At 73.1% G+C, this 20,963-nt stretch carries 17 protein-coding genes; 12 read left to right on the top strand and 5 right to left on the bottom strand.

Translation table 11 applies throughout. The features are described from left to right. Positions 1 to 11 precede the first annotated feature (11 nt). Both ACIRU3_RS27990 and ACIRU3_RS27985 read right to left on the bottom strand, forming a co-directional pair. Positions 12 to 773: a GntR family transcriptional regulator gene (locus ACIRU3_RS27990; protein WP_404061576.1), complete on the bottom strand. Its 762-nt coding sequence runs from the start codon at positions 771 to 773 to the stop codon at positions 12 to 14. Positions 774 to 1,009: 236 nt separating this feature from the next. Further along, positions 1,010 to 1,894, bottom strand: coding sequence for an RNA polymerase sigma-70 factor (locus ACIRU3_RS27985; RefSeq protein ID WP_404061573.1), 885 nt, complete (start codon positions 1,892 to 1,894; stop codon positions 1,010 to 1,012). Between the two features lie 121 nt (positions 1,895 to 2,015). Between ACIRU3_RS27985 and ACIRU3_RS27980 the strand changes: the two genes are divergently transcribed. After that, positions 2,016 to 2,669, top strand: a complete 654-nt coding sequence (locus ACIRU3_RS27980) for an NADPH-dependent F420 reductase (RefSeq protein ID WP_404061570.1) — start codon at positions 2,016 to 2,018, stop codon at positions 2,667 to 2,669. Positions 2,670 to 2,775: 106 nt separating this feature from the next. Further along, positions 2,776 to 3,606, top strand: coding sequence for an alpha/beta fold hydrolase (locus tag ACIRU3_RS27975; protein WP_404061567.1), 831 nt, complete (start codon positions 2,776 to 2,778; stop codon positions 3,604 to 3,606). Positions 3,607 to 3,680: 74 nt separating this feature from the next. Here ACIRU3_RS27975 and ACIRU3_RS27970 read toward each other — a convergent pair whose 3' ends face one another. Then, positions 3,681 to 4,721: an EamA family transporter gene (locus ACIRU3_RS27970; protein WP_404061791.1), complete on the bottom strand. Its 1,041-nt coding sequence runs from the start codon at positions 4,719 to 4,721 to the stop codon at positions 3,681 to 3,683. 158 nt (positions 4,722 to 4,879) lie between these two features. On the opposite strand from ACIRU3_RS27970, the gene ACIRU3_RS27965 reads away from it, so the two are divergent. The 5 genes from ACIRU3_RS27965 (at position 4,880) to ACIRU3_RS27945 (ending at position 13,811) form a co-directional block, all read left to right on the top strand. Further along, positions 4,880 to 6,310 (top strand): PLP-dependent aminotransferase family protein, encoded by a 1,431-nt coding sequence (locus tag ACIRU3_RS27965; protein ID WP_404061564.1) that lies wholly within the window; start codon positions 4,880 to 4,882, stop codon positions 6,308 to 6,310. Between the two features lie 108 nt (positions 6,311 to 6,418). After that, on the top strand, positions 6,419 to 8,005 hold the full coding sequence (locus tag ACIRU3_RS27960) for an alkaline phosphatase D family protein (protein ID WP_404061561.1): 1,587 nt from the start codon (positions 6,419 to 6,421) through the stop codon (positions 8,003 to 8,005). A 161-nt stretch (positions 8,006 to 8,166) separates the two neighbouring features. Beyond that, positions 8,167 to 9,582, top strand: a complete 1,416-nt coding sequence (locus ACIRU3_RS27955) for an SWIM zinc finger family protein (protein WP_404061558.1) — start codon at positions 8,167 to 8,169, stop codon at positions 9,580 to 9,582. Next, on the top strand, positions 9,579 to 12,242 hold the full coding sequence (locus ACIRU3_RS27950) for a DUF6493 family protein (protein WP_404061555.1): 2,664 nt from the start codon (positions 9,579 to 9,581) through the stop codon (positions 12,240 to 12,242). Before ACIRU3_RS27955 ends, ACIRU3_RS27950 begins: the two co-directional genes overlap by 4 nt. A gap of 123 nt (positions 12,243 to 12,365) precedes the next feature. After that, positions 12,366 to 13,811 carry a GNAT family N-acetyltransferase gene (locus ACIRU3_RS27945; RefSeq protein ID WP_404061553.1) on the top strand — a complete coding sequence of 482 codons (1,446 nt, stop codon included), beginning with the start codon at positions 12,366 to 12,368 and terminating at the stop codon, positions 13,809 to 13,811. Between the two features lie 61 nt (positions 13,812 to 13,872). Here ACIRU3_RS27945 and ACIRU3_RS27940 read toward each other — a convergent pair whose 3' ends face one another. Then, positions 13,873 to 15,090 (bottom strand): trans-sulfuration enzyme family protein, encoded by a 1,218-nt coding sequence (locus ACIRU3_RS27940; RefSeq protein ID WP_404061551.1) that lies wholly within the window; start codon positions 15,088 to 15,090, stop codon positions 13,873 to 13,875. 60 nt (positions 15,091 to 15,150) lie between these two features. Here ACIRU3_RS27940 and ACIRU3_RS27935 point away from each other — a divergent pair, with 60 nt between their 5' ends. Next, a complete protein-coding gene (locus ACIRU3_RS27935; RefSeq protein WP_404061548.1) occupies positions 15,151 to 15,654 on the top strand; it encodes an Lrp/AsnC family transcriptional regulator in 504 nt (167 codons plus the stop codon). A 33-nt stretch (positions 15,655 to 15,687) separates the two neighbouring features. Continuing rightward, a complete protein-coding gene (locus ACIRU3_RS27930; RefSeq protein WP_404061546.1) occupies positions 15,688 to 17,379 on the top strand; it encodes a DUF885 domain-containing protein in 1,692 nt (563 codons plus the stop codon). A 13-nt stretch (positions 17,380 to 17,392) separates the two neighbouring features. Here the strand turns inward: ACIRU3_RS27930 and ACIRU3_RS27925 are convergent, their stop codons facing one another. Continuing rightward, complete coding sequence (locus ACIRU3_RS27925) at positions 17,393 to 18,235, bottom strand: SDR family oxidoreductase (protein WP_404061544.1); 843 nt, start codon at positions 18,233 to 18,235, stop codon at positions 17,393 to 17,395. A 233-nt stretch (positions 18,236 to 18,468) separates the two neighbouring features. On the opposite strand from ACIRU3_RS27925, the gene ACIRU3_RS27920 reads away from it, so the two are divergent. The 3 genes from ACIRU3_RS27920 to ACIRU3_RS27910 all read left to right on the top strand — a co-directional run bounded on the left by ACIRU3_RS27920 (position 18,469) and on the right by ACIRU3_RS27910 (position 20,952). Then, positions 18,469 to 19,146 (top strand): hypothetical protein, encoded by a 678-nt coding sequence (locus ACIRU3_RS27920; protein WP_404061542.1) that lies wholly within the window; start codon positions 18,469 to 18,471, stop codon positions 19,144 to 19,146. A 179-nt stretch (positions 19,147 to 19,325) separates the two neighbouring features. Next, positions 19,326 to 19,571: a ferredoxin gene (locus tag ACIRU3_RS27915; protein WP_404061540.1), complete on the top strand. Its 246-nt coding sequence runs from the start codon at positions 19,326 to 19,328 to the stop codon at positions 19,569 to 19,571. Beyond that, positions 19,561 to 20,952 carry an NAD(P)/FAD-dependent oxidoreductase gene (locus tag ACIRU3_RS27910; protein ID WP_404061538.1) on the top strand — a complete coding sequence of 464 codons (1,392 nt, stop codon included), beginning with the start codon at positions 19,561 to 19,563 and terminating at the stop codon, positions 20,950 to 20,952. Before ACIRU3_RS27915 ends, ACIRU3_RS27910 begins: the two co-directional genes overlap by 11 nt. The last annotated feature ends 11 nt before the right edge of the window (positions 20,953 to 20,963 follow it).

The raw sequence follows: 20,963 nt of genomic DNA, 5'->3' as shown, positions 1-20,963 counted from the left end.
ATCGTGGAGGCTCAGGAAGCCCGCTGCTCGGGATCGTGGTGTATCTCCACATCGGGCGAGTCGCCGAAGGTCAGCCGGCAGGTGTCGGCGCGGTAGGTCGCCACGGAGACCGCCGCGGTGCGGCCCTCGACGAAGAAGCGGGTGGTGACGACCAGGACGGGTGCGCCGGGCAGCCGGTCGAGGTCCTTGGCGTCGTCCGCGCGGGCCGAGCCCAGCTCGACGGCACGGTCCTGGCCCTCGAGCTCCAGGCGCTGCAGCTCGCGCAGCACCGCACGCGCGCGGGCCGATCCGGACGGGGCGTCGATCGCGGTCAGGTCGGGAACCGAGGCCGCCGGGATGTGGAGCAGCTCGGTGGCGACGCGCTGGCCGTGCGACATCCGGGAGCGGCGCACGATGTGCACGGACTCGCCGGACTCGATCTCCAGTGCGGAGGCGACGGCCGCGGGCGGCACGGACTGGACGCAGTCGACGGGCTGCCAGGCGTCGTCGGCGGCCCCCGGCCAGGCGTGCTGCTCGGTGCCGACGGCCACACCGACGCGCGGGGGCGCGACCGTCGTGCCGACTCCGCGTCGGCGCTGCAGCCGGCCTTCCAGCTCCAGCTGTTCGAGGGCCTGGCGGAGCGTGGCACGGGCCACGCCGAAGCGGGCGGCGAGATCGCGCTCGTTGGGCAGGATCTCACCGACCGAGAACTCGGAGTCCAGTGCCTCACTGAGCACGGTCTTGAGATGCCAGTACTTCGGTTCCGGCACCGATTCCAGCTGCGTGGTCCCCACCCTGTCCTCCGCAAGAGCCGTGGTCCGGCGGTTTTTAGCGCCCTTGTTTATTAAAGGTTGTTGCACTTATCTGCGACCATAGGGCGGCCGTCACCCTTGGTCAAGACCAATCCTCGTTCCCTGGGGCAATACACAGGGGTCGCGCCGTGGAGCGTTCACGAGGCGTTCGTGAGGGTCCGCATGTGTGACATCGCGGCAAAACCCCCGCCGTACGACGGGTGCCTTCGGGGTACGGGTCAGTGGCCGGCCAGGGACCGCAGCTTGTCGGGGTTGCGGACGATGTACACCGTGGTGACAAGCCCGTCGGCGACGTCCACCTGGAACACGCTGTCCGGCTTGTCCCCCGACAGGACCAGCACCGCGCGACCTCCGTTGACCTCGATGAGGCGGAAGGACAGGTCGGGCACGTTCTTGGCGCCGACGCCGACGAGGAAGCGGCCCACCTTGTCGGCGGAGTGCAGGATCCGCACCGGCGCCTTCGCCTTGCCGCCGCTGTCGGCGACCAGCCGGGCGTCGGGGGCGAGCAGGGACACCAGCCCCTCGAGGTCCCCCTCGACCGCGGCCGCGAGGAATCGTTCGGTCAGGTCCCGGCGCTGGGCGGGGTCGACCTCGTAGCGCGGCCGCCGCTCCTCGACGTGCCGGCGGGCCCGCCCGGCGAGCTGCCGTACCGCCGCCTCGCCTCGGTCGAGCAGGGCGGCGATCTCGCCGTACGGGTAGCCGAAGGCCTCCCGGAGGACGAAGACCGCGCGCTCCAGCGGGGACAGCGACTCCAGGACGACCAGCACGGCGAAGGAGACGGAGTCGGCGAGCAGGGCGCGGTCCGCGGTGTCGGGGACGCTGTCGGCGAACTCGGTGACATACGGCTCGGGCAGCCACGGGCCGACGTAGGACTCGCTGCGCGCCTGCGCCTGGCGCAGCCGGTCGATGGCCAGCCGGGTGGTGATGCGCACGAGGTAGGCGCGCGGTTCGCGGACCTGTTCCCGGTCGGCGCGGGACCAGCGCAGCCAGGCGTCCTGCACCACGTCCTCGGCGTCGGCGACACGGCCGAGCATGCGGTAGGCGACTCCCGTGAGGAGGGGCCGGTGTTCTTCGAAGACGTCGGTCGTGGTGTCGGCGCTCACCGTCCCATCCCATCCGACACGCCTGCCGGTGTCCAGGCGGAATCGGCCTCTCCCGGACCGGTCCGGATCACAATGTCCGCGGACCGCCGGTGGCCGGCGGCCGGGGTCCGGGAGGTGACCGATGCGCTACGCGGTGCTGGGCACGGGCGAGGTGGGCCGCACTCTGGGCGGCAGGCTGGTGGAGCTGGGCTACGACGTGACCCTCGGGTCACGCACGAGGGACAACCCGATCGCGGCGGAATGGGCCACGGCCGCGGGCGGCCGCGCGCACGCGGGTGCGTTCTCGGACGCGGCCGCTGCGGCCGACATGGTGCTGACCGCGGTGGGCGGCCGGGTGGCGCTCGACGCCCTCCGGGCGGCAGGAGCGGAGCATCTGGCGGGCAAGGTCGTGGTGGACGTCTGCAACCCCCTGTCGTTCGAGGACGGGCAGCTGCGGCTGGACCCGGTGGAGTCGGACAGCGTGGCCGAACAGATCCAGCGGGCCTTCCCGGACGCGCGCGTGGTGAAGGCGATGAACACCGTCAACTGCCAGGTGATGGTGGATCCGGGGCGGGTACCGGGCGAACACAACCTGTTCGTGTGCGGTGACGACGCCGGCGCCAAGCAGCAGGTGACGGAGCTGCTCGGGGAGATCGGCTGGCCGGCCGGGCGGGTCCTGGACCTGGGCGGGATCCGGTCGGCGCGGGCCATGGAGATGCTGCTGCCGCTGTGGTTCGGTCTGTTCCAGAAGTTCGGGCACGCGGATTTCAACTTCGAGGTGCGCCGGGCGCATTGACGGCCGTAGGGGCGCGGCATGCCCCGCAACTGGGGGCTACCCGCTGGTAGCAATTGCTGACAAGCTGTCTACGGCGTCCGTCAGCAGCCCAGACGAGGAGCACCCCATGTCCGCCACCGTCTCCTTCACGGTCCCGAGTCCGCACGGCCCGAAGGACGTGACCGTCTCCTACGCGCGTGTGGGACGCGGAGAACCGCTGGTCCTGCTGCACGGCATCGGCCACCACCGGCAGGCCTGGGACCCGGTGGTGGACATCCTCGCGACCGAGCGTGACGTGATCGCCGTGGACCTGCCGGGCTTCGGCGCGTCCCCGGGCCTGCCGGGCGGTCTGGCCTACGACCTGCCCTCGACCAACTCCGTGCTCGGCGCCCTGTTCGAGGCGCTGGATCTGGACCGCCCGCACGTGGCAGGCAACTCGCTGGGCGGCCTGCTGGCCCTGGAGCTGGGGCGCGAGAAGCTCGCCCGGTCCGTCACGGCCCTCTCGCCGGCGGGCTTCTGGACGGAGGCCGAGCGGCGCTACGCGTTCACGCTGCTGCTCACGATGCGGGGCATCGCCCAGCGGCTCCCGCTGCCCCTGGTGGAACGGCTGTCGCGGACCGCGGCCGGGCGCACCGCACTGACCAGCACCATCTACGGCCGTCCCGCCCGCCGGCCACCCGAGGCCGTGGTCGCGGAGACGCTCGCGCTGGCCGGGGCCGCCGGCTTCGACGCGACCTTGCGGGCCGGGACCACCGTCCAGTTCACCGACGACCTGCCGGGCCTGCCGGTCACCGTGGCCTGGGGCACCCGGGACCGGCTCCTCGTGCGCCGCCAGGGCGTCCGCGCCAAGACGATCATCCCCCACGCCCGGCTGGTGCGGCTGCCCGGCTGCGGGCACTGCCCGATGAACGACGACCCGGCCCTGGTCTCGCGGGTGATCCTCGACGGCAGCCGCTGAACGGCACGCGCCGGGACTCCCGGGGGCTCCTGTCGTCGCGCTCCTGCCGTGCGCCTGGACGGGGCCGTGCGGCCTCAGGTGCGTGCTCTCGGCGTGCCGGGCCCTGACCCTCGTGCGAAGGCACCTGAATCGGGGCCCGGTGCGGAGCCTGGGGAGCCCTCGCACAGCACCTTGGGCAGTGGGGGCGTCTGTGAGGCCGAGGAGGCGCCTGGCCGGCGTCGCGCCGCCGACGGGAGCGCGACCACAGGCCCCAGCGCACCGGAGCCGAGGGCGACCCCGACGCCCACCAGGGCGCTGCCCACGGCCTGCGCGAGCCCGTAGGAGCCGGTGCCGGCCAGCGGGGCGGTGCAGACGGCGGCCACCGGAATGAGCCCGGAGAAGAGCGTGGCCCGCTCCGCACCGAGGCGCTGCATCCCCATGTACCAGCACACGAAGCCGACGACGGTGACCACCGCCGCCTGCCACAGCAGCGCGGCGGCCTCCGTGGCGTCGGGACGGCGCAGCCACGCTCCGCCGTCCAGGAGCGCACCGGTGATCGCGGCCTCGACGGCGGCCACGGCGCACACCGTCGCGGACAGCAGCCGTGGCCCGAGCGGCCGCAGCACCGGCACGGCGAGGACCGCGAACCCCACCTCGCCACCCAGCGCACACGCCGAGAAGGCGATCCCTGGCCCGTCCGTGCGGCCCCAGCCCTGCACGGTGAACGCCCCGGCGGCGACGAGCAGCGCGCCGTGGAGCACCGCACGCTGCGGGCGGCGCCCGTCGAGGAGCGGGACGAGGACGGCCACCACGACCGGTGCACAGCCGACGAAGACGCCGGGAACCGCGGGTTCGGCGCTGCGTTCGGCGGCGATGACGGCCAGATTGAAGCCGACCATGCCGACGGCCGCCAGCAGGGCCAGACGCGTCCACTGGCGGGCCCCGAGCGCGCGCAGCCGCACCGCTCCGTCCCGTCCCGCGAGCGGGGCGAGCAGCAGACACGCGAGGGCGTAGCGCAGGAACTGGCCGCCCGCGTACGGATAGTGGCCGAGGACGCTGTTCGCGGTGAAGGACCCGCCGACGAGCACACAGGCGAGGGCGGCGAGGAGGGCGCCGCGGGTCGTGGTGGCCGTCATGCGGGTGGAGGCGGTGTGCGTGCGGTCGGCGGTGGTCTTCTTGCGGACGGTGGCGGCTCCCATGTTGCGGACGGCGGTGGCTTTCATGTTGCGGACGGTGGTGGCTTTCATGACGGTGACGCTAGGAAGCGGAGCGGTCCGGTTTAAGGTCCACTTCCATGACCTCTTCGGGGACCAATGACGGCAGTCTCACGGGCTCCGCCGCATGGGAGTTGCTGTTGCCCGCGGCCTCGGCACCGGCACGCGCGCGTGGCCGTGCTCTGCAGGCGGCGCTGCGCGAAGCGATCCGCTCGGGCCGGCTCGCGCCCGGCACGCGCCTGCCGTCCAGCCGGGACCTCGCCACCGACCTCGGCGTGTCGCGGGGCCTGGTCACGGAGGCGTACGAGCAGCTGACGGCCGAGGGATATCTGCGCAGCGGCCGGGGCGCGGGGACCTGGGTGAGCGAGGCGGTACGAGCGGCCCGGCCCCGCGCGCGCGACCTGGCTCCTCGTTCCCCCGGCACCCGGGCCGATTTCGTCCCGGGAACACCGGACCTGTCCCTGTTCCCACGGGCCGCCTGGTCCGCCGCACACCGCGCCGAGTTGGCCGAACTGCCGCACCACGACCTCGGCTACCCGGACCCGCGCGGGCTGCCCCGGCTGCGCACCGCGCTCGCCGGCCTGCTCGCCCGCCGCCGGGGTGTGGTGGCCGACCCGGAGCGGATCGTGGTCGTCTCCGGTGTCGCCCAGGCGAGCACCCTGGTCGGATCCGTGCTCCACGCGCGCGGGATGCGCACGATCGGGGTCGAGGACCCGGGCAGCCCGCAGCACGACGGCCTGTACACAGCGGCAGGGCTGGGCACCGTACCGCTGCCGCTGGACGAGGACGGCCTGGCCCTCGAACCGCTGCGCGCATCCGGGGTGCGGGCCGTGGTGACGACGCCCGCCCACCAGTACCCCACCGGAATCGCGTACTCGGCAGGGCGCCGCGCCGAACTGCTGGACTGGGCACGGTCGGTGGACGGCCTGGTGCTGGAGGACGACTACGACGGGGACTTCCGTTACGACCGGGCACCCGTGGGAGCCCTCCAGGGCCTCGATCCCGAACACGTCGCCTACATGGGCTCGGTGAGCAAGTCCCTGGCCCCCGGGCTCCGGCTGGGCTGGCTGCTGGTACCCGCCGCTCTGGCCAACGAGGTCGTGGAACGTAAGCGGACCATGGACCTCGGCCATCCCTCGCTCGACCAGGCGCTGTTCGCACGCTTTCTGGAGCGCGGTGACTACGACCGGCAGCTGCGCCGCTGCCAGCGCGCCTACCGGGAGCGCCGGGACGCCCTGATTGCCGCGCTGGCCGAACACTTTCCCGAAGCGCGGGTGTCCGGGATCGCGGCGGGCCTGCACGCCATCGCGGAACTCCCCGAACGGTACGGCCCGGAGGACGACTTCCTGAAACGGGTCACCGACGCCGGGATCGCCGTACGCCCGCTCAGTGCCTGCACGCACGCGCGTACCGGTGCGGGCGGCGTGCGGCTGGTGCTCGGGTACGCGCATCTGCCGCCGTCCCGGATCCGGGCGGGCGTGGGCCTGATGGCCGAAGCGCTCGCCGGCTGACCGGCGGCCCGACGGCCGGCTGTTCACTTGTGGTTTGCGTGCGCGCCGCAGCACACCAGTAGGTGTGGCTCTGCACACCGGCCCGAACCCGTCACTGGAGGCGCAGCCATGTCCCACCGTCCGCTCCCCGGCCGCCGCAGCGTGCTGCGCGGTTCCCTCGCCGCGTCGGCGGCCCTGACCCTGCCCGTGGGCCTCGGCGCGGCGCCCGCGTTCGCCCGCTCCGGGCGCCCCCAGGCAGGCTGGGGTGTGCAGACGGGCGATGTGACCACCGATTCGGGCCTGGTGTGGGTGCGTTCGGACCGGCCGGCCCGGATGATCGTGGAGACCTCGGCCACCGAGTCGTTCCGCAACCCGCGCAGATGGCGCGGCCCGCTGCTGGGTGCCGACACGGACTTCACGGGCACCACCCGGCTGCACGGCCTGCCCTCCGGCGAGCAGATCCACTACCGCGTGCGGCTCGCGGACCCGGACGACCCGCGCCGCACCGGCGAGCCCGTGACCGGCACCTTCCGTACCGTCTCCCGGCACCGCCGCGACGGCGTGCGCTTCCTGTGGTCGGGCGACCTGGCGGGCCAGGGCTGGGGCATCAACCCCGACCTCGGCGGCTACCGGATCTACGACGCGATGGGGAAGCTGGACCCGGACTTCTTCCTGTGCAGCGGCGACAACATCTACGCCGACGGCCCGATCACCGCCACCCAGGCCCTGCCCGACGGCAGCACCTGGCGGAACATCACCACCGAGGAGAAGGCGAAGGTCGCCGAGACCCTCGCCGAGTACCGGGGCAACTTCCGCTACAACCTGCTCGACGAGAACCTCAGGCGGTTCAACGCCCAGGTGCCGTCCGTCATCCAGTGGGACGACCACGAGGTCCGCAACAACTGGTACCCGGGCGAGGTGATCGCCGCCACCGACACCCGGTACACGGAGAAGAGCATCGACGTGCTGGCGGCGCGCGCCCGCCGTGCGTTCAGCGAGTACTTCCCGATCTCCACCCTGCGGCCGGGCCCGAAGGAGGGCCGCGTCCACCGCGTCCTGCGCCAGGGCCCGCTGCTGGACGTGTTCGTGCTGGACATGCGGACCTACCGCAACGCCAACTCGGCCGACGACCAGACCGTGGACCCCCAGGGCATCCTCGGGCGTGAGCAGCTGGAGTGGCTCAAGCGGGAGCTGTCCCGGTCGCATGCGGTGTGGAAGGTGATCGCCGCCGACATGCCGCTCGGCCTGGTGGTGCCCGACCCGATGGAGAACAAGCCGAACATCGAGGCGGTGGCACAGGGCGACCCGGGCGCCCCGCTGGGCCGGGAGCTGCAGATCGCCGAGCTGCTGCGCTTCATCAAACACCGGCGGATCACCGGCACGCTGTGGCTGACGGCGGACGTGCACCACACCTCGGCCCAGCACTACCAGCCGTCGCGGGCCGCCTTCACCGACTTCGAGCCGTTCTGGGAGTTCGTCTCCGGACCGCTCAACGCCGGTGCGTTCCCGGCCAGCGCGCTGGACAACACGTTCGGTCCGGAGCGGGTGTTCGTGAAGGCGCCGACCGCCTCGAACGTCTCCCCCGCCGGCGGCTACCAGTTCTTCGGCGAGGTCGACATCGACGGCGACAGCGGCGAACTGACGGTACGGCTGCGTGAGCAGGACGGCAGCGTGCTGTTCACGCAGACGCTGCAGCCGGGCCGCGTCGGCCAGTAGGACACCGCGGGCCGCCGGGTCCCCTACCCTCGAAGCCGTGCCGCGCACCGGCGTCATCCCCCGGAGCGCGGCACGGCACACCGCACCCGCCAACTTCCCTGTCGGGCGGGTGTTTTCGCAGGTCAGACCGATTGTCAGTGGGCGCCTCTACGGTTTTTCCCATGACGCGATCACTGCAGGCCGTGGCCTATCGGCGACCCTCCGCGCTCGAGTCCGCGGCGGACGGGCGGCGCCTCGGGCTGGAAACGTCCCGGGGGGCGACACCCACGGGTGTCGAGGACCATCCGCGGTTCTTCGCGGGCTTTCTGACCTCGCCCCAGGTCGCCGCCGCGGCACTGCTGGCGGTGGCCGACGTGGCGGCCGCGCGCTACTACCAGCCGCAGCTGCGGGCCTCGCTGGACCCGGTGGTGACGGGCAACGGCGACCGGCTGCGCCTTGAATCCTTCTCCGGTTGCGGCGGGGTGTACGCACGGCTGGACGTCCTCACCCCGGGTCTCGACGGCGGCGAGGTGGGGCACGGAACGACGAACGTCGACATCAACAACCCGCTGCGCGAGGCCCTGTCCCGGATCGGCACGGACGATCCGCTCCATCTGCGGGTCGGCCCGGACGAGCTGGCGGTCACGACGCTGGACGGTCCGGTGGTGGAGAAGAAGGTCCCGCTGCCCGACCGGTGGCTGCGCGGCTTCGCCGAGGCCCAGGTGATCGCCGCCGGGTTCGACCTGCGGGCGGAGCTGCCGGCGGACGAGGCACTGCGGTTCCTGCGCGGGCTGCCGAGGGCGGGCGGGGCACGACGGGCCTTGGACGGACCGCGCTGGGTGGTACCGGTGGGCCGGGGGCTGCGGCCGACGACCCGAGCGGTGCCGGGCTCGGTCTGCCTGCCCGGTCCGGAGCGGCTGGCCGCACTGCAGCGGGTGCTGCGGCATGCGAAGGCCCTGCGGGTGTACGGCCCCGCAGTCGGCGGCGCGGCCACGACGGCCGCCACAGCCGCTGCCTGGGAGGTCGTCCTGCCCGGTATGCGGCTCACACTCACCCTGTCGCCGGACGCCTCGCGCGGCTTCTCCGGCGAGGGCGGCGTGCTGGACGCGCTGGCCACCGAGGAGGCCGCCGGGGACGCCGAGCTGATCGCCGTGCTGCTGGCGTGGGAACCCCGCATCGACGTGGCCGACCTCGCGGCCGCCTCCGGTCTCGCTCCCGAGCGGGTGCGTGCCGCTCTGGTCCGCCTCGGCACCTCGGGCCGCGTCGGCTACGACACGGCGGAGGCGGCCTACTTCCACCGGGAGCTGCCCTACGACGCCGGGCGTGTGGAGAAGCACAACCCCCGGCTGCGGGCGGCCGGAGCGCTGCTGGCGGCGGGCGCGGTGTCCCTGGACGGAGCCCTGGCCACGGTGACCGCCGAGGACGGACACCTGCATCGGGTGCGGGACGAGGCAGGGGTGCTCACCTGCAGCTGTCTGTGGTGGGCGAAGTACCGGGGCGGACGGGGGCCGTGCAAGCACGCGCTGGCGGTGCGGATGGTGCGGCGGGGAGCCGCGGTGGGGCAGGACATGGCGGAAATCGACGGGGGTGCGCGATGAGTGCGCTGATGAAGGCGGTACGGGCCGGAAGCACGGCGGAGACGCTGCGGCTGGTGACGGGGATGACGACGGCGGAACGGCGTGCGTCCCTGGGCGAGTTGAAGGAGCTGCGCACGGAGCTGCGGGCCGTCCCGCCGTGGCAGAGCCGGTCGGAGCGGATCCTCCCGGCGCTGCACCTGGCGGGCGCCGCGTGCCACACGGGAGCGGCCGCGGCCAGCGCCTGGCTGGCGGCGAGCGACCTGCGCTGGAGCCGGGCCCCCGCCGACTCCCTGCTGCGCGCGCTGGAGGCCCGGGACACGGGCTGGCTGGCCGATGTGGCGCACCGGCTGGCACAGCGACCGGTGTCCGCGCGCGTGCCGTACGACCTGATGGCGGGGCTGGTGAGCCGCTCGGGGTGCGAGGTCCCGGTGACGGACGCCTATGTGATCGGCTGGGTCCGGCACATCAGCACCGGCGGCCGGCGCCGGGACACTGTGTGCGACCTGCTGCGCCGCGAGCCCCACCTCGCCCGGCTGGTCGGCGGGCTCTTCGCCCTGACGGATCTCGCCGAGGTGCGATGGCTGCTCGGCGAGGGGCCGGGCTCGTGGACGAGCGCCCTGGCGGCACTGGCCCGAGAAGGCTTCCTGGACCGTACGTTCCTGGTGGACGCCTGTGTCGCCCGGCTGCTGCGCGGCGGCGGACCCACCGACCACCGGGTCTTCCTGCCACTGCTGACGGAACTGGCGCCGACGCGCGGGGAGGAGCGCGCGCGGATCCCGGACTGGACGGCGCTCGCGCGGGACGCGGTCTCTCCCGTCGCCTCCCGGGCACAGGCGGTGCTCACCGGCCTGGCACTGGAGGGTGACCTCACCTCCCGGCAGCTGGCCGAGGCTTCAGAAGTGCTGCTGTTCCGCGGCGAGAAGAAGCTGGTGCGGGCCCAGCTCGTGCTGCTCGGCAAGGTGCTGTCCCGCGACGCCGGCACGGCGGCGGAGCTGCTGCCGGTCGTGTCCCAAGCGTTCGGGCACGAGGACACCCAGGTGCAGGAGCGGGCGCTCAGGCTGGTCGAACGACATGCGCACAAGCTCGACTCCGCCGACCTCCGGGACGAACTAGCGTATGCGGCACACCAGTTGATCCCGGCGTTGCGCACGCAGGCAGCCGCCGCACTGGGAGCCGCGGCGGCCGGCTCCGACGAGGTGTACGAGGAGGTGCTGCCGCCCGCCCCGGAGCCGGTCCGGCAGGCGCCCGCGCCGCGGACGGCGGAGGAGCTGGCCGAAGAGGTGGGCGCACTACTGGCCTCCGACGGTGATGTGGCCGCGTTCGAGCGCGCCTTGGACGGACTGGTGCGGCACACCTACCAGGATGCGGACGCACTGCGTGAGGCGCTGGTACCGGTGACCGCGAGCCGCTGGTGGGCATCGGTGGAGAACTCGCAGTGGCCGGGCCCGGACGCCCTGTTCGGCAACACCCGCCACGGCCTCCTCCAGCCCCAGGAAGGCCTGGATCTGCTCATCGCGACCCTGCACGGCAAAGTGCGCACGGAGACGCTCCTCGCGGCGGTACGGCGCGGGCCGCAGGAACACGAGTGCGCGCACAGCGGCCTCGCCCGGATCTTCGACGCCCGGCTCCGCGAAATCGCCTACCGTCTGCGCACGGAACCGCTGCCGCTGCTGCTCGCCACGCCCAGCTGGAGCACGGGCCTGCTGGAACCCGAGGAGCTGGTGGCCCGCCTCACCGAGTACCGGCGGCTGGACGCCCGGGTCTGCGCGTCCGACTTCGCCCAGGCCCTGCTGCGGGTGCGCAGGGACGAGCGTGCGGCGGCCGAGGAGGCGGCACGGCGGGCCAGAGCGCTCGGCACTCCTGAGGGGGCACGGCTGGCGCGCTGGCTGGGCGCCGAGAACACCCTCCCCACGGCCAGGCGGCGCACCAAGGGCGTACGGATCCTCCTGGAGCTGGCCGAACTCCCCGAGTTGCAGGACGGTTTCCCGCAGGACTTCCACCGGCTCGGCCGGCCGCTGTCCGTGTTCACCGACCGCCGGCACTGCAGCCACTGGAACCAGGCGATACACCGGCACTGGCTCGCCGTGCTCCCGGAGCGGCGGGAGCTGGTCGCGGCGCGGATGCTGCACGACCTGGCGGACACGGCCGTGGAGGACGAGCGGGGTGCCGCCGTGCTGCCGCTGCTCGCCGAGGCGGACGGTACGGCGGGTGAGGCGGTGCATCTGTGTCTGGCGTACGGGCTCGGTGCGCGGCACCAGGAGGACCGGCTCGCCGCCGTGGACGCCCTGCTGGTGCTCGCCGCCCGGGGACAGCTCGATACGGCCCGGCTGGGCGCCGATCTGGGCGAGCTGGTGGGGCGCGGTGCGGTGAAGCCGCAGCGGCTGGCCGAGTCCGCGCGAACGGCGGCGGCCACGGGAGCCAGTGCGACGACAGGCGAGATGCTCCGGCACGCCCTGCCCGTTCCCCTGGCCGGCCTCGCCACCGCTCGCCCGGAGGCGGCGGCCGTGGCGGCCCGGGGCCTCGGTGACCTGCTGGCAGTGGCGGCGGAGTGCGCCGAGCGGTCCGGGGCGCACGGGGAAGTGCCGTATCTGGCGGAGACCGCCGCCCGCGGCGGCTCCTCCCGCATGGTCACCCAGGCGCGGCGGCTGCGGGACGCCCTGGCCGAGCCGGCGGCCGCCTGAGTCCGACCGGACGAATCACACACCTCAACGGTAGAAAATCAAACAAAAGGGGCTGAAGCATGCTTTACCCATCGGTCACAAACCGTTCGTGATCACGCAACACCGTTCCTTCACAGTGGCTGCATGACTCCAGACATGTCTCAGGTGACCCGGACGAAGCACGGACGGCCCGTGCACCACTGGCGGCGGGATCTCGTCGAGCTCGCCGCCCTGTTCACCGCCGTTGCGGTGGCGGACGGAGTGGCGAACCTGATCGGTCACGGGCCGGACGGTCCGGCGCTGCTGGTGATCTCGGCGATCGTGCTGGCCGCGACGGCAGGCTTCCACACCTGGTGGGCTCGGCGCCACGGACACGCACCGCCGCTCGAGGATACCGGTGCCCGGCCGGCCGCGGAGCTGCGGTCGGCCGGGCCCTCGGCGGAATCGGGCGCGTCGCGGGACGTGGCCGAGGCGCGTGCCCTGTGGCGTATGCGGACGACCGTGCGGGACGAGCCCGGTTCGCTGGCCGCACTGTGCACGGCGCTGGCCGGGCGGCGCGTCGACATCCTGAGCCTGCAGGCGCACCCGCTGGCGGACGGCACGGTCGACGAGTTCCTGCTGCGGGCGCCCGAGGCGCTGACGGCGAACGAGATCATCCGGGCCGTCTCGCTGGCCGGCGGCGCGTCCACCTGGATCGAGCGGGCCGATGCCCACGATCTGGTGGACGCCCCCACCCGGGTCCTCGGTCTCGCGGCGCGCACCGCGCTGGACACGGCAGAACTGCCGCTGGCGCTGCGCCAGTTGCTGGGCCGGTGCACGATCCGCTCGCTGCCGGCCAGGCCGGTCGGCGGAGGCCGTGGCCCGGAGCCGGTGCCGGTCGAGGGGGTCCTTGAGGACACCGTCATGCGGCTGCGGGCGCCGGAGGGAGGTGTGCTCACCGTGGAGCGGCCGTATCTGCCGTTCACGCCGACCGAGTTCGCGCGGGCCAGGGCGCTGGTGGAGCTGGACAGCCGGCTCGGTCCGCGGATCCCGCGCGGCCAGGACGTACTGACCCTGCCCGAGGGCAACGACATCACCGTGCGCCGGGTGGACACCGGCGATCTCGCGGCGGCCAGGGCGATGCACGAGCGGTGCTCCCAGCGCACCCTCAGCCTGCGGTACCACGGGCCCGTCGGCGATGCGGACCGCTATCTGAACCACCTGCTCAGTCCCCGCTTCGGCCGGACGCTGGCCGCGCAGACCGGCTCCGGCCGCATCGTCGGCCTCGGGCATCTGCTGTGGGACGGCGACGAGACCGAGGTGGCGCTCCTGATCGAGGACGACTGGCAGCGGCGCGGCATCGGCGCCGAACTGCTCGGCCGCCTGGTGACGATGGCGGTGGAGGCGGGGTGCGAGAGCGTGTACGCCGTGACGCAGGCCTCCAACACCGGCATGGTCACGGCGATGCGCGGTCTGGGACTGCCCCTGGACTACCAGATCGAGGAGGGCACCCTGGTCATCACGGCCCGCCTGGATGCCGCCACCGTCGCCGCCCGGACGCCGCACGACGGCAGCGAGGAGCGGCTCGGCGGGGCGGCCCGCCGCGACTGAAAGGTCGCCGCACGACGGCGGCCCGGCCCCCACCGCCGGACCGCCGTCGTGCGGGTACGGGTCAGCCTGCGGTCTGCCGAAGCGCCACGGCATCGTGCAGCCGTACCGGCTTCGGGGTCCGCTCCCCCAGGGCCTCGTCCAGGTCCGCCCACAGGTCGTCGACGTCCTCCAGCCCCACCGACATCCGCAGCAGCCGGTCGCTCACCCCGGCGCCGCGCCGGTCGTCGGCGTCGACGATGCGGTGGCTGATGGAGGCGGGGTGCTGGATGAGGGTGTCCACGCTGCCCAGGCTCACCGCCGGGGTGATCAGCCGGACCCGGGAGATCACCTCGTGCGGGTCGCCGTGCACCTCGAAGGCGACCATCGCGCCGCCGAGGCGCGGATAGCGGACGCGGACCACCCGCGGGTCGGCGGCGAGCCGGCGGGCCAGCTCGGCGGCGTTCGCGGAGGCCGCACGGACCCGCACCGGCAGTGTGGACAGGCCCCTGAGCAGCAGGTAGCCGGCCAGCGGGTGCAGGACACCGCCCGTGGCGAACCGTATCTGCCGAAGTTGTCCGGCGAACTCCTCGTCGCAGGCCACCACGCCGGCCAGCACATCGCCGTGACCGCCGAGGTACTTGGTGGCGCTGTGCAGCACCAGCCGCGCGCCCTGTTCGACGGGGCGCTGCAGGACGGGTGTGGCGAAGGTGTTGTCGGCGAGCAGCGGGACCGAGCCGCAGGCGTGGGCGATGGCCCGCAGGTCGAGTTCGGCCAGCGTGGGGTTGGCCGGGGACTCGACCATCACCAGCCCGGTGTCGGGACGCAGTGCGTCGGTGATGCCGGCCGGTTCGGTCCAGGTCACCTCCGTACCGAGGAGCCCGGCGGTCAGCAGATGGTCGCTGCAGCCGTACAGAGGGCGTACCGCGACCACGTGGCGCAGGCCCATGGCGGAACGGGCGAGGAGGACCGCGCTGAGCGCGGCCATGCCGCTCGCGAACGCGACGGCCGACTCGGTGCCCTCCAGCCTGGCCAGGGCGGTTTCGAAGCGGGCGACGGTCGGATTGCCCAGGCGGCCGTAGATCGGGGGGCCGACCGGGTCGGCGCCGTCGGTGGCGAAGGCGTCGATGCGGGCGGCCTCGGCGCGGCTGTCGTAGGAGGGATAGGTGGTGGACAGGTCGATGGGCGGGGCGTGCAGCCCCTGGCGGGCGAGGTCGTCGCGGCCGGCGTGCACGGCCTCGGTGGCCAGTGCTCTCGAAGCGGTGCGTACGGCGTCGTAGGCACCTGTGCTCGCTGTGTCCATGTCGGGAAGGTTGAACACCGGACGGGACATGGGAATCGAACACCGTGCTACGTTCGGCCAATGGCTGAATCCGTCGTACTGGATCCGGTGGATCTTCATCTGCTGCGGCTGCTGCAGAACGACGCCCGGACCACCTATCGCGATCTCGCCGCCCAGGTGGGCGTGGCGCCATCGACCTGTCTGGACCGGGTGACCCGGCTGCGCCGCTCGGGCGTGATCCTCGGCCATCAGCTGCGGCTGGATCCCGCCAAGCTCGGACGCGGCCTGGAAGCCTTGCTGTCGGTGCAGGTCAGACCGCATCGGCGGGAGCTGGTCGGGCCGTTCGTGGAGCGGATCCGCGCGCTGCCGGAGTCACGGACCGTCTTCCATCTGACCGGGCCCGACGACTACCTGGTGCATGTGGCCGTGGCGGACATGGCCGATCTTCAGCGGCTGGTGCTGGACGAGTTCACGGCGCACCGCGAAGTGGCCCGGGTCGAGACCCGGTTGATCTTCCAGCAGTGGGACTGCGGGCCCCTGCTGCCCCGGTCCACGCCCAGAGCTGAATCGGGGATACCCGGGTGACGCAGGCAGACTCCCCGTACGAGGATGGGCGGCATGTCTGAGATCCAGAGCCTGCTGCCCCGCCAGGTCGCCGACGCATACGTGGACGACCTCATCGCCCTCGACCCCGTCACCGGTACCTATCTCGGTGTGAAGGAGAGTTCGAGCAGGCTGCCCGACTACTCGCCGCAGGGCCAGGAGGCCCTCGCCGAGCTGGCCCGGACCACCCTCGCCAAGCTCGACGAAGCCGAGCGGCAGCCCGGTGCGGGCAGTGACGTCGAGCGCCGCTGCGGACGGCTGCTGAGGGAGCGCCTGACGGCCGAGCTGGCCGTGCACGAGGCCGACGAGCAACTGCGCGCGGTCGGCAACATGAGCACGCCCGGCCACTCGGTGCGCGACGTCTTCACGGTGACGCCGTCGCAGACGGAGGAGGACTGGGCGGCGATCGCCGAGCGGCTGCGTGCCGTACCGGCCGCACTCGCGGGCTACCGGGAGTCCCTGGCCCTCGGCCTGGAGCGCAAGCTGTACGCGGCGCCGCGGCCGACCGCGACCTTCGTCGAGCAGCTCACCGAGTGGTCGGACACCGACGGCAAGGGCCGCGGCTGGTACGAGGACTTCGCCTCGGCCGGGCCGGACGCGCTGCGCACGGAGCTGGACGAGGCGGCCCGCGCGGCGACGGCCGCCGTGGTGGAGCTGCGCGACTGGATGCGGGACGTGTACGCGCCGACCATCGAGGGCACCCCGAACACGGTGGGCCGCGAGCGCTACGCCCGCTGGTCCCGCTACTTCAACGGCACCGACCTGGACCTGGACGAGGCGTACGCGTACGGCTGGTCCGAGTTCCACCGCATCCTCGGCGAGATGAAGCAGGAGGCGGAGAAGATCCTGCCCGGTGCGCAGACGCCCTGGGCGGCGCTCGCGCACCTGGACGAGCACGGCCGGCACATCGAGGGCGTCGACGAGGTCCGGGAGTGGCTGCAGGGCCTGATGGACCAGGCCATCGAGAACCTGGACGGCACACACTTCGAACTCGCCGAGCGGGTACGGAAGGTGGAGTCGCGCATCGCCCCGCCCGGCGGTGCCGCGGCCCCGTACTACACGCCCCCGTCGGAGGACTTCTCGCGTCCCGGCCGGACCTGGCTGCCGACCATGGGGCAGACCCGGTTCCCGGTCTACGACCTGGTGTCGACCTGGTATCACGAGGGCGTGCCCGGGCATCACCTCCAGCTCGCGCAGTGGGCGCACGTCGCCAAGGACCTCTCCCGCTACCAGGCCACGGTCGGCGGGGTCAGCGCCAATGCCGAGGGCTGGGCGCTGTACGCGGAGCGCCTGATGGACGAGCTGGGCTATCTCACGGACGCGGAGCACCGCCTCGGCTACCTGGACGCGCAGATGATGCGCGCGGCCCGCGTGATCGTCGACATCGGCATGCACCTGGAGCTGGACATCCCGGCGGACTCGCCCTTCCACCCGGGTGAGCGCTGGACGCCGGAGCTGGCCCAGGAGTTCTTCGGCGCGCACAGCAGCCGCCCGGCCGACTTCGTGGAGAGCGAGCTGACCCGGTACCTGACCATTCCGGGCCAGGCGATCGGCTACAAGCTCGGCGAGCGGGCGTGGCTGCTGGGCCGTGCGAACGCCCGCGAGCGGCACGGCGACGCCTTCGATCTGAAGGCCTGGCACATGGCGGCCCTGTCGCAGGGTTCGCTGGGCCTGGACGACCTGGTGGACGAGCTGTCCCGGCTCTGACCGTCCCGGCGTCTCAACGCCGGAAGCCGCCCTCGGAGTTGACGACCTCACCGGTGACCCAGCCCGCCTCGTCCGTGGCCAGCCACGCGATGAGCCGGGCCGGGTCGTCGGGCCGGCCCCAGCGTCCGGTGGGGAACCGGGCGGCCACGGCGGCGTGGTCCTCGCCGGTGGCGTAACCGGTGTCCACCGGACCGGGGTTGACGGTGTTCACGGTGATGCCCCGCTCGGCCAGGCCGGTGGCCAGGGAGCGGGTGATCGAGGCGAGGGCGCCCTTCTGCAGGGCATAGGCGATCTCGTCGGACATCCCGCCGGCGATGTCCTGTCCGGAGGTCATCATCACCACGCGTCCGCCCGTGGTGTTTTTCGGCAGCCGGGCGCGCGAGCGGGCGTACGCCTGGACGAGCAGCAGCACCGAGCGGGTGTCCACCGCCCAGTGGGCGTCCAGCATCGTGGCGTCGATCTCGTCCAGGGTGCCGTCGGATCCGCTGAGGGCGTGGTTGGCGACGAGGATGTCGAGCCGGCCGAACTCCCGCACGACGGCCTCGACCAGCCGGGACGGTCCCGCCGGGTCGGCCAGATCACCGGGTCCCGAGGCGACCCGCGCCCCGGGGTCAACGAGCACGTCGCGCACGGAGCGGGCGACGGCCTCGGGGCTGTCGGCACCCCAGGGCATCGCGGCGTCGTGCGGCACATGGTGATGCAGATACACACTCGCGCCGTACGCGGCCAGCCGCTGTGCCACCGCACACCCGATACCGGCACGCCTGCTCGCCCCGGTGACGAGCGCGGTACGGCCGCGAAGGGGGAGGGGATCGCGGCGCAGTTCGCCGGGGACGCGGGGTGCGGGTGCGGTCATGGACGACGATGCTACGGAGGGCGCCGGGCGACGCGCGAGCACTTTTGCCGCGCGGGGACGCCTCTCCCCGCGCCCCGTCCGACAACCGCCGGCCGATGGGCGCCGCGCGAGGCGCAGTGGCGGCGCGCTTCCGCATGCGGCAGCTCGGCCGTACGGCCGCCTTCCGGTGGCGCCGGCGGCAGGAAACGCGGCTTGCTGGTGCCGAAGGGCGAGTCGGAGGAGGCGGGCCGGGTATGCAGGGCAAGGGACCGGGGCAGGAGGCGATGGAGACCCCACGGGCCGCCGGGCTGGCCGGGGTCGTCTTCGCGCTGCTGCTCGCGGCGGCGATCGTGCTGATCCGGCTGGGCATCCCGGAAGGGGCCGACGCGGTCACCACCCAGGAGCTGACGGGCTCCTGGCGGGACAAAGCGGTGCGGACGGCCCTGGCGCTCGTGCCGTTCGCCGGCATCTTCTTCCTGTGGTTCATCGGTGCCGTACGGGCCCACGTCGGGGCGGTCGAGGACAAGTTCCTCGCGACCGTCCTGCTCGGCAGCGGACTGGTCTTCACCGCCACCATGTTCGGCGCGGCCGCGGCGGCCGCGGCCGTGCTGGCGCTCGGGCACACCTCCGCTTCCAGCCCCGCGGTGTCCACCTGGGACTTCGGCCGCTATTTCGCGTACCAGCTGATGACGGGATACGCGATGCGGATGGCCGCCGTCTTCGTCTGCTCCATGTCGGTGATCGGGCACCGCCTCGGCGTGCTGCCACGCTGGCTCTCGGCGCTGGGCTTCCTCGCCGCCCTGACGCTACTGCTCCTCTCCTCGAACATCCCCTGGACGGAGCTGGTCTTCCCCGCCTGGTCGCTGGTGCTGAGTGTCCACATCCTCGTGGTGGGCGGACGCGCCAGGGCGCGCACCACGGCGTCGACGTGAGAAGGGCCGGCGCACGGCGGAGGGGCCCCGCGGCCCTTCACCCGAACGGCGTGCCCCCGCGCGCGAGCGCCCCGTCGCGGCTCCCATGCTGACGAGCGGGACATGACCGCCGTCCGGAGATGCCCGCGCGAGACGTGGTGGCGCGCACCGGACCTGGCCACCGGAAGGGCGGAGCGTCGATGAGGCTCGTCGTCGATCTCAACAAGTGTCAGGGGTACGCGCAGTGCGCGTTCCTAGCGCCCGACGTCTTCGCCATGCACGGCGAGGAGTCGCTGGTGTACAACCCCCTGGCGGAAGAGGAGCAGCGAGAGCGTCTGGCACGCGCCGTCGCCGCCTGCCCGGTGCAGGCGATCACGGCCGACGGTCTGGACGGCACGGACGGGCAGACGGCCGGATCGGAGCGGGTGGCGTCCGATGGCCGCTGACTACGTGGACCGGCTCAGGCGCGAGGGCCGGATCGTGATCGTGGGCGCCTCGCTGGCCGGCCTGCGGGCCGCCGAGACCCTGCGCGCCGAGGGCTTCGCGGGTGAACTGACCCTGATCGGTGACGAGCCGTACGAGCCGTACGACCGGCCGCCGCTGTCCAAGGCGGTGCTGCTGGGCAAGGCGTCACCACGCCACACCGAGCTGCCCCATCGCCGGGAGATCGACGCGAAGTGGCGGCTCGGCGTCGCGGCGACGGGGCTCGACCTGTCGGCCAAGCGGGTCCGCCTCGCCGACGGCGACGAGGTGGAGTACGACCGGCTGCTCATCGCGACCGGTGTCCGCGCACGGCCCTGGCCGAAGGAGGGGGAGGCGCGGCTGGACGGCGTGTTCGTGCTGCGCACCCGCGACGACGCGACCGGGCTGCTCCACAGGCTCAAGGCCGGGCCCCACCGGGTGTTCATCATCGGCGCCGGGTTCGCCGGCTGCGAGGTCGCCTCGGCCTGCCGGGAGATGGGCATCCAGGTCACCATGGCCGAGCGCGCCGGCGCCCCGCTGGTGGGCGCCCTCGGCGGGGTCATCGGTGCGGTGGCCGCCGACCTGCAGACCGAGAACGGCGTGGATCTGCGCACCCGTGTCACGGTGACCTCGCTGGAGGGCGACTCGGTCGGCCGGGTCCGGGCGGTCCATCTGTCCGACGAGACTGTCGTCGAGGCGAACGTCGTGGTGGTCTCGCTGGGTTCACAGCGCAACACCGAGTGGCTGACCGGGTCGGGGCTCGGCGCGGGCCCGCGTGGCATCGCCTGCGACGCGGGCTGCCGGGCCTTCGACTTCCGCGGCATCGTCACCGACGACGTCTTCGTCGCGGGTGACGTCGCACGGTCGCCGCACGCGCTGTTCGGCTATCAGTTCCTCTCGCTCGAACACTGGGGCAATGCCGTCGCCCAGGCGGAGACCGCCGCGCACAACATGATCTGCCATGCCGCCGACCGCCGCCCGCACCTGTGGACGCCCGCCTTCTGGTCCTCACAGTTCGGGGTCAACATCAAGTCCGTCGGCGTGCCGCCCATGGGCGACCAGATCATGATCACGCAGGGATCCCTTGCCGAGCGCAGGTTCGTCGGTGTCTACGGCTACCAGGGCCGGATGATCGCCGCCGTCAGTTTCGACAACACCCGGTGGCTGGAGTTCTACCAGCGGCAGATCGAGCAGGGCGCACCCTTCCCGGTGGAGTTCCCGACGGTGGACCGGCGTCCCGAGGGCCGGCAGCCGGTCGCGGCCGACTTCCCCGACCCCGCCCTGCCGACCCACGGCCCCACCGTGACCCTGAGCGGCTACTCACCGGCCGACCAGCAACTGGTTTTCACCCCGGCCCACCACTGACGCCCGTCCGG

Source organism: Streptomyces sp. NPDC101151, assembly GCF_044768335.1.
Lineage (GTDB): Bacteria > Actinomycetota > Actinomycetes > Streptomycetales > Streptomycetaceae > Streptomyces.
This window is presented reverse-complemented; position numbering and strand designations above follow the sequence as displayed.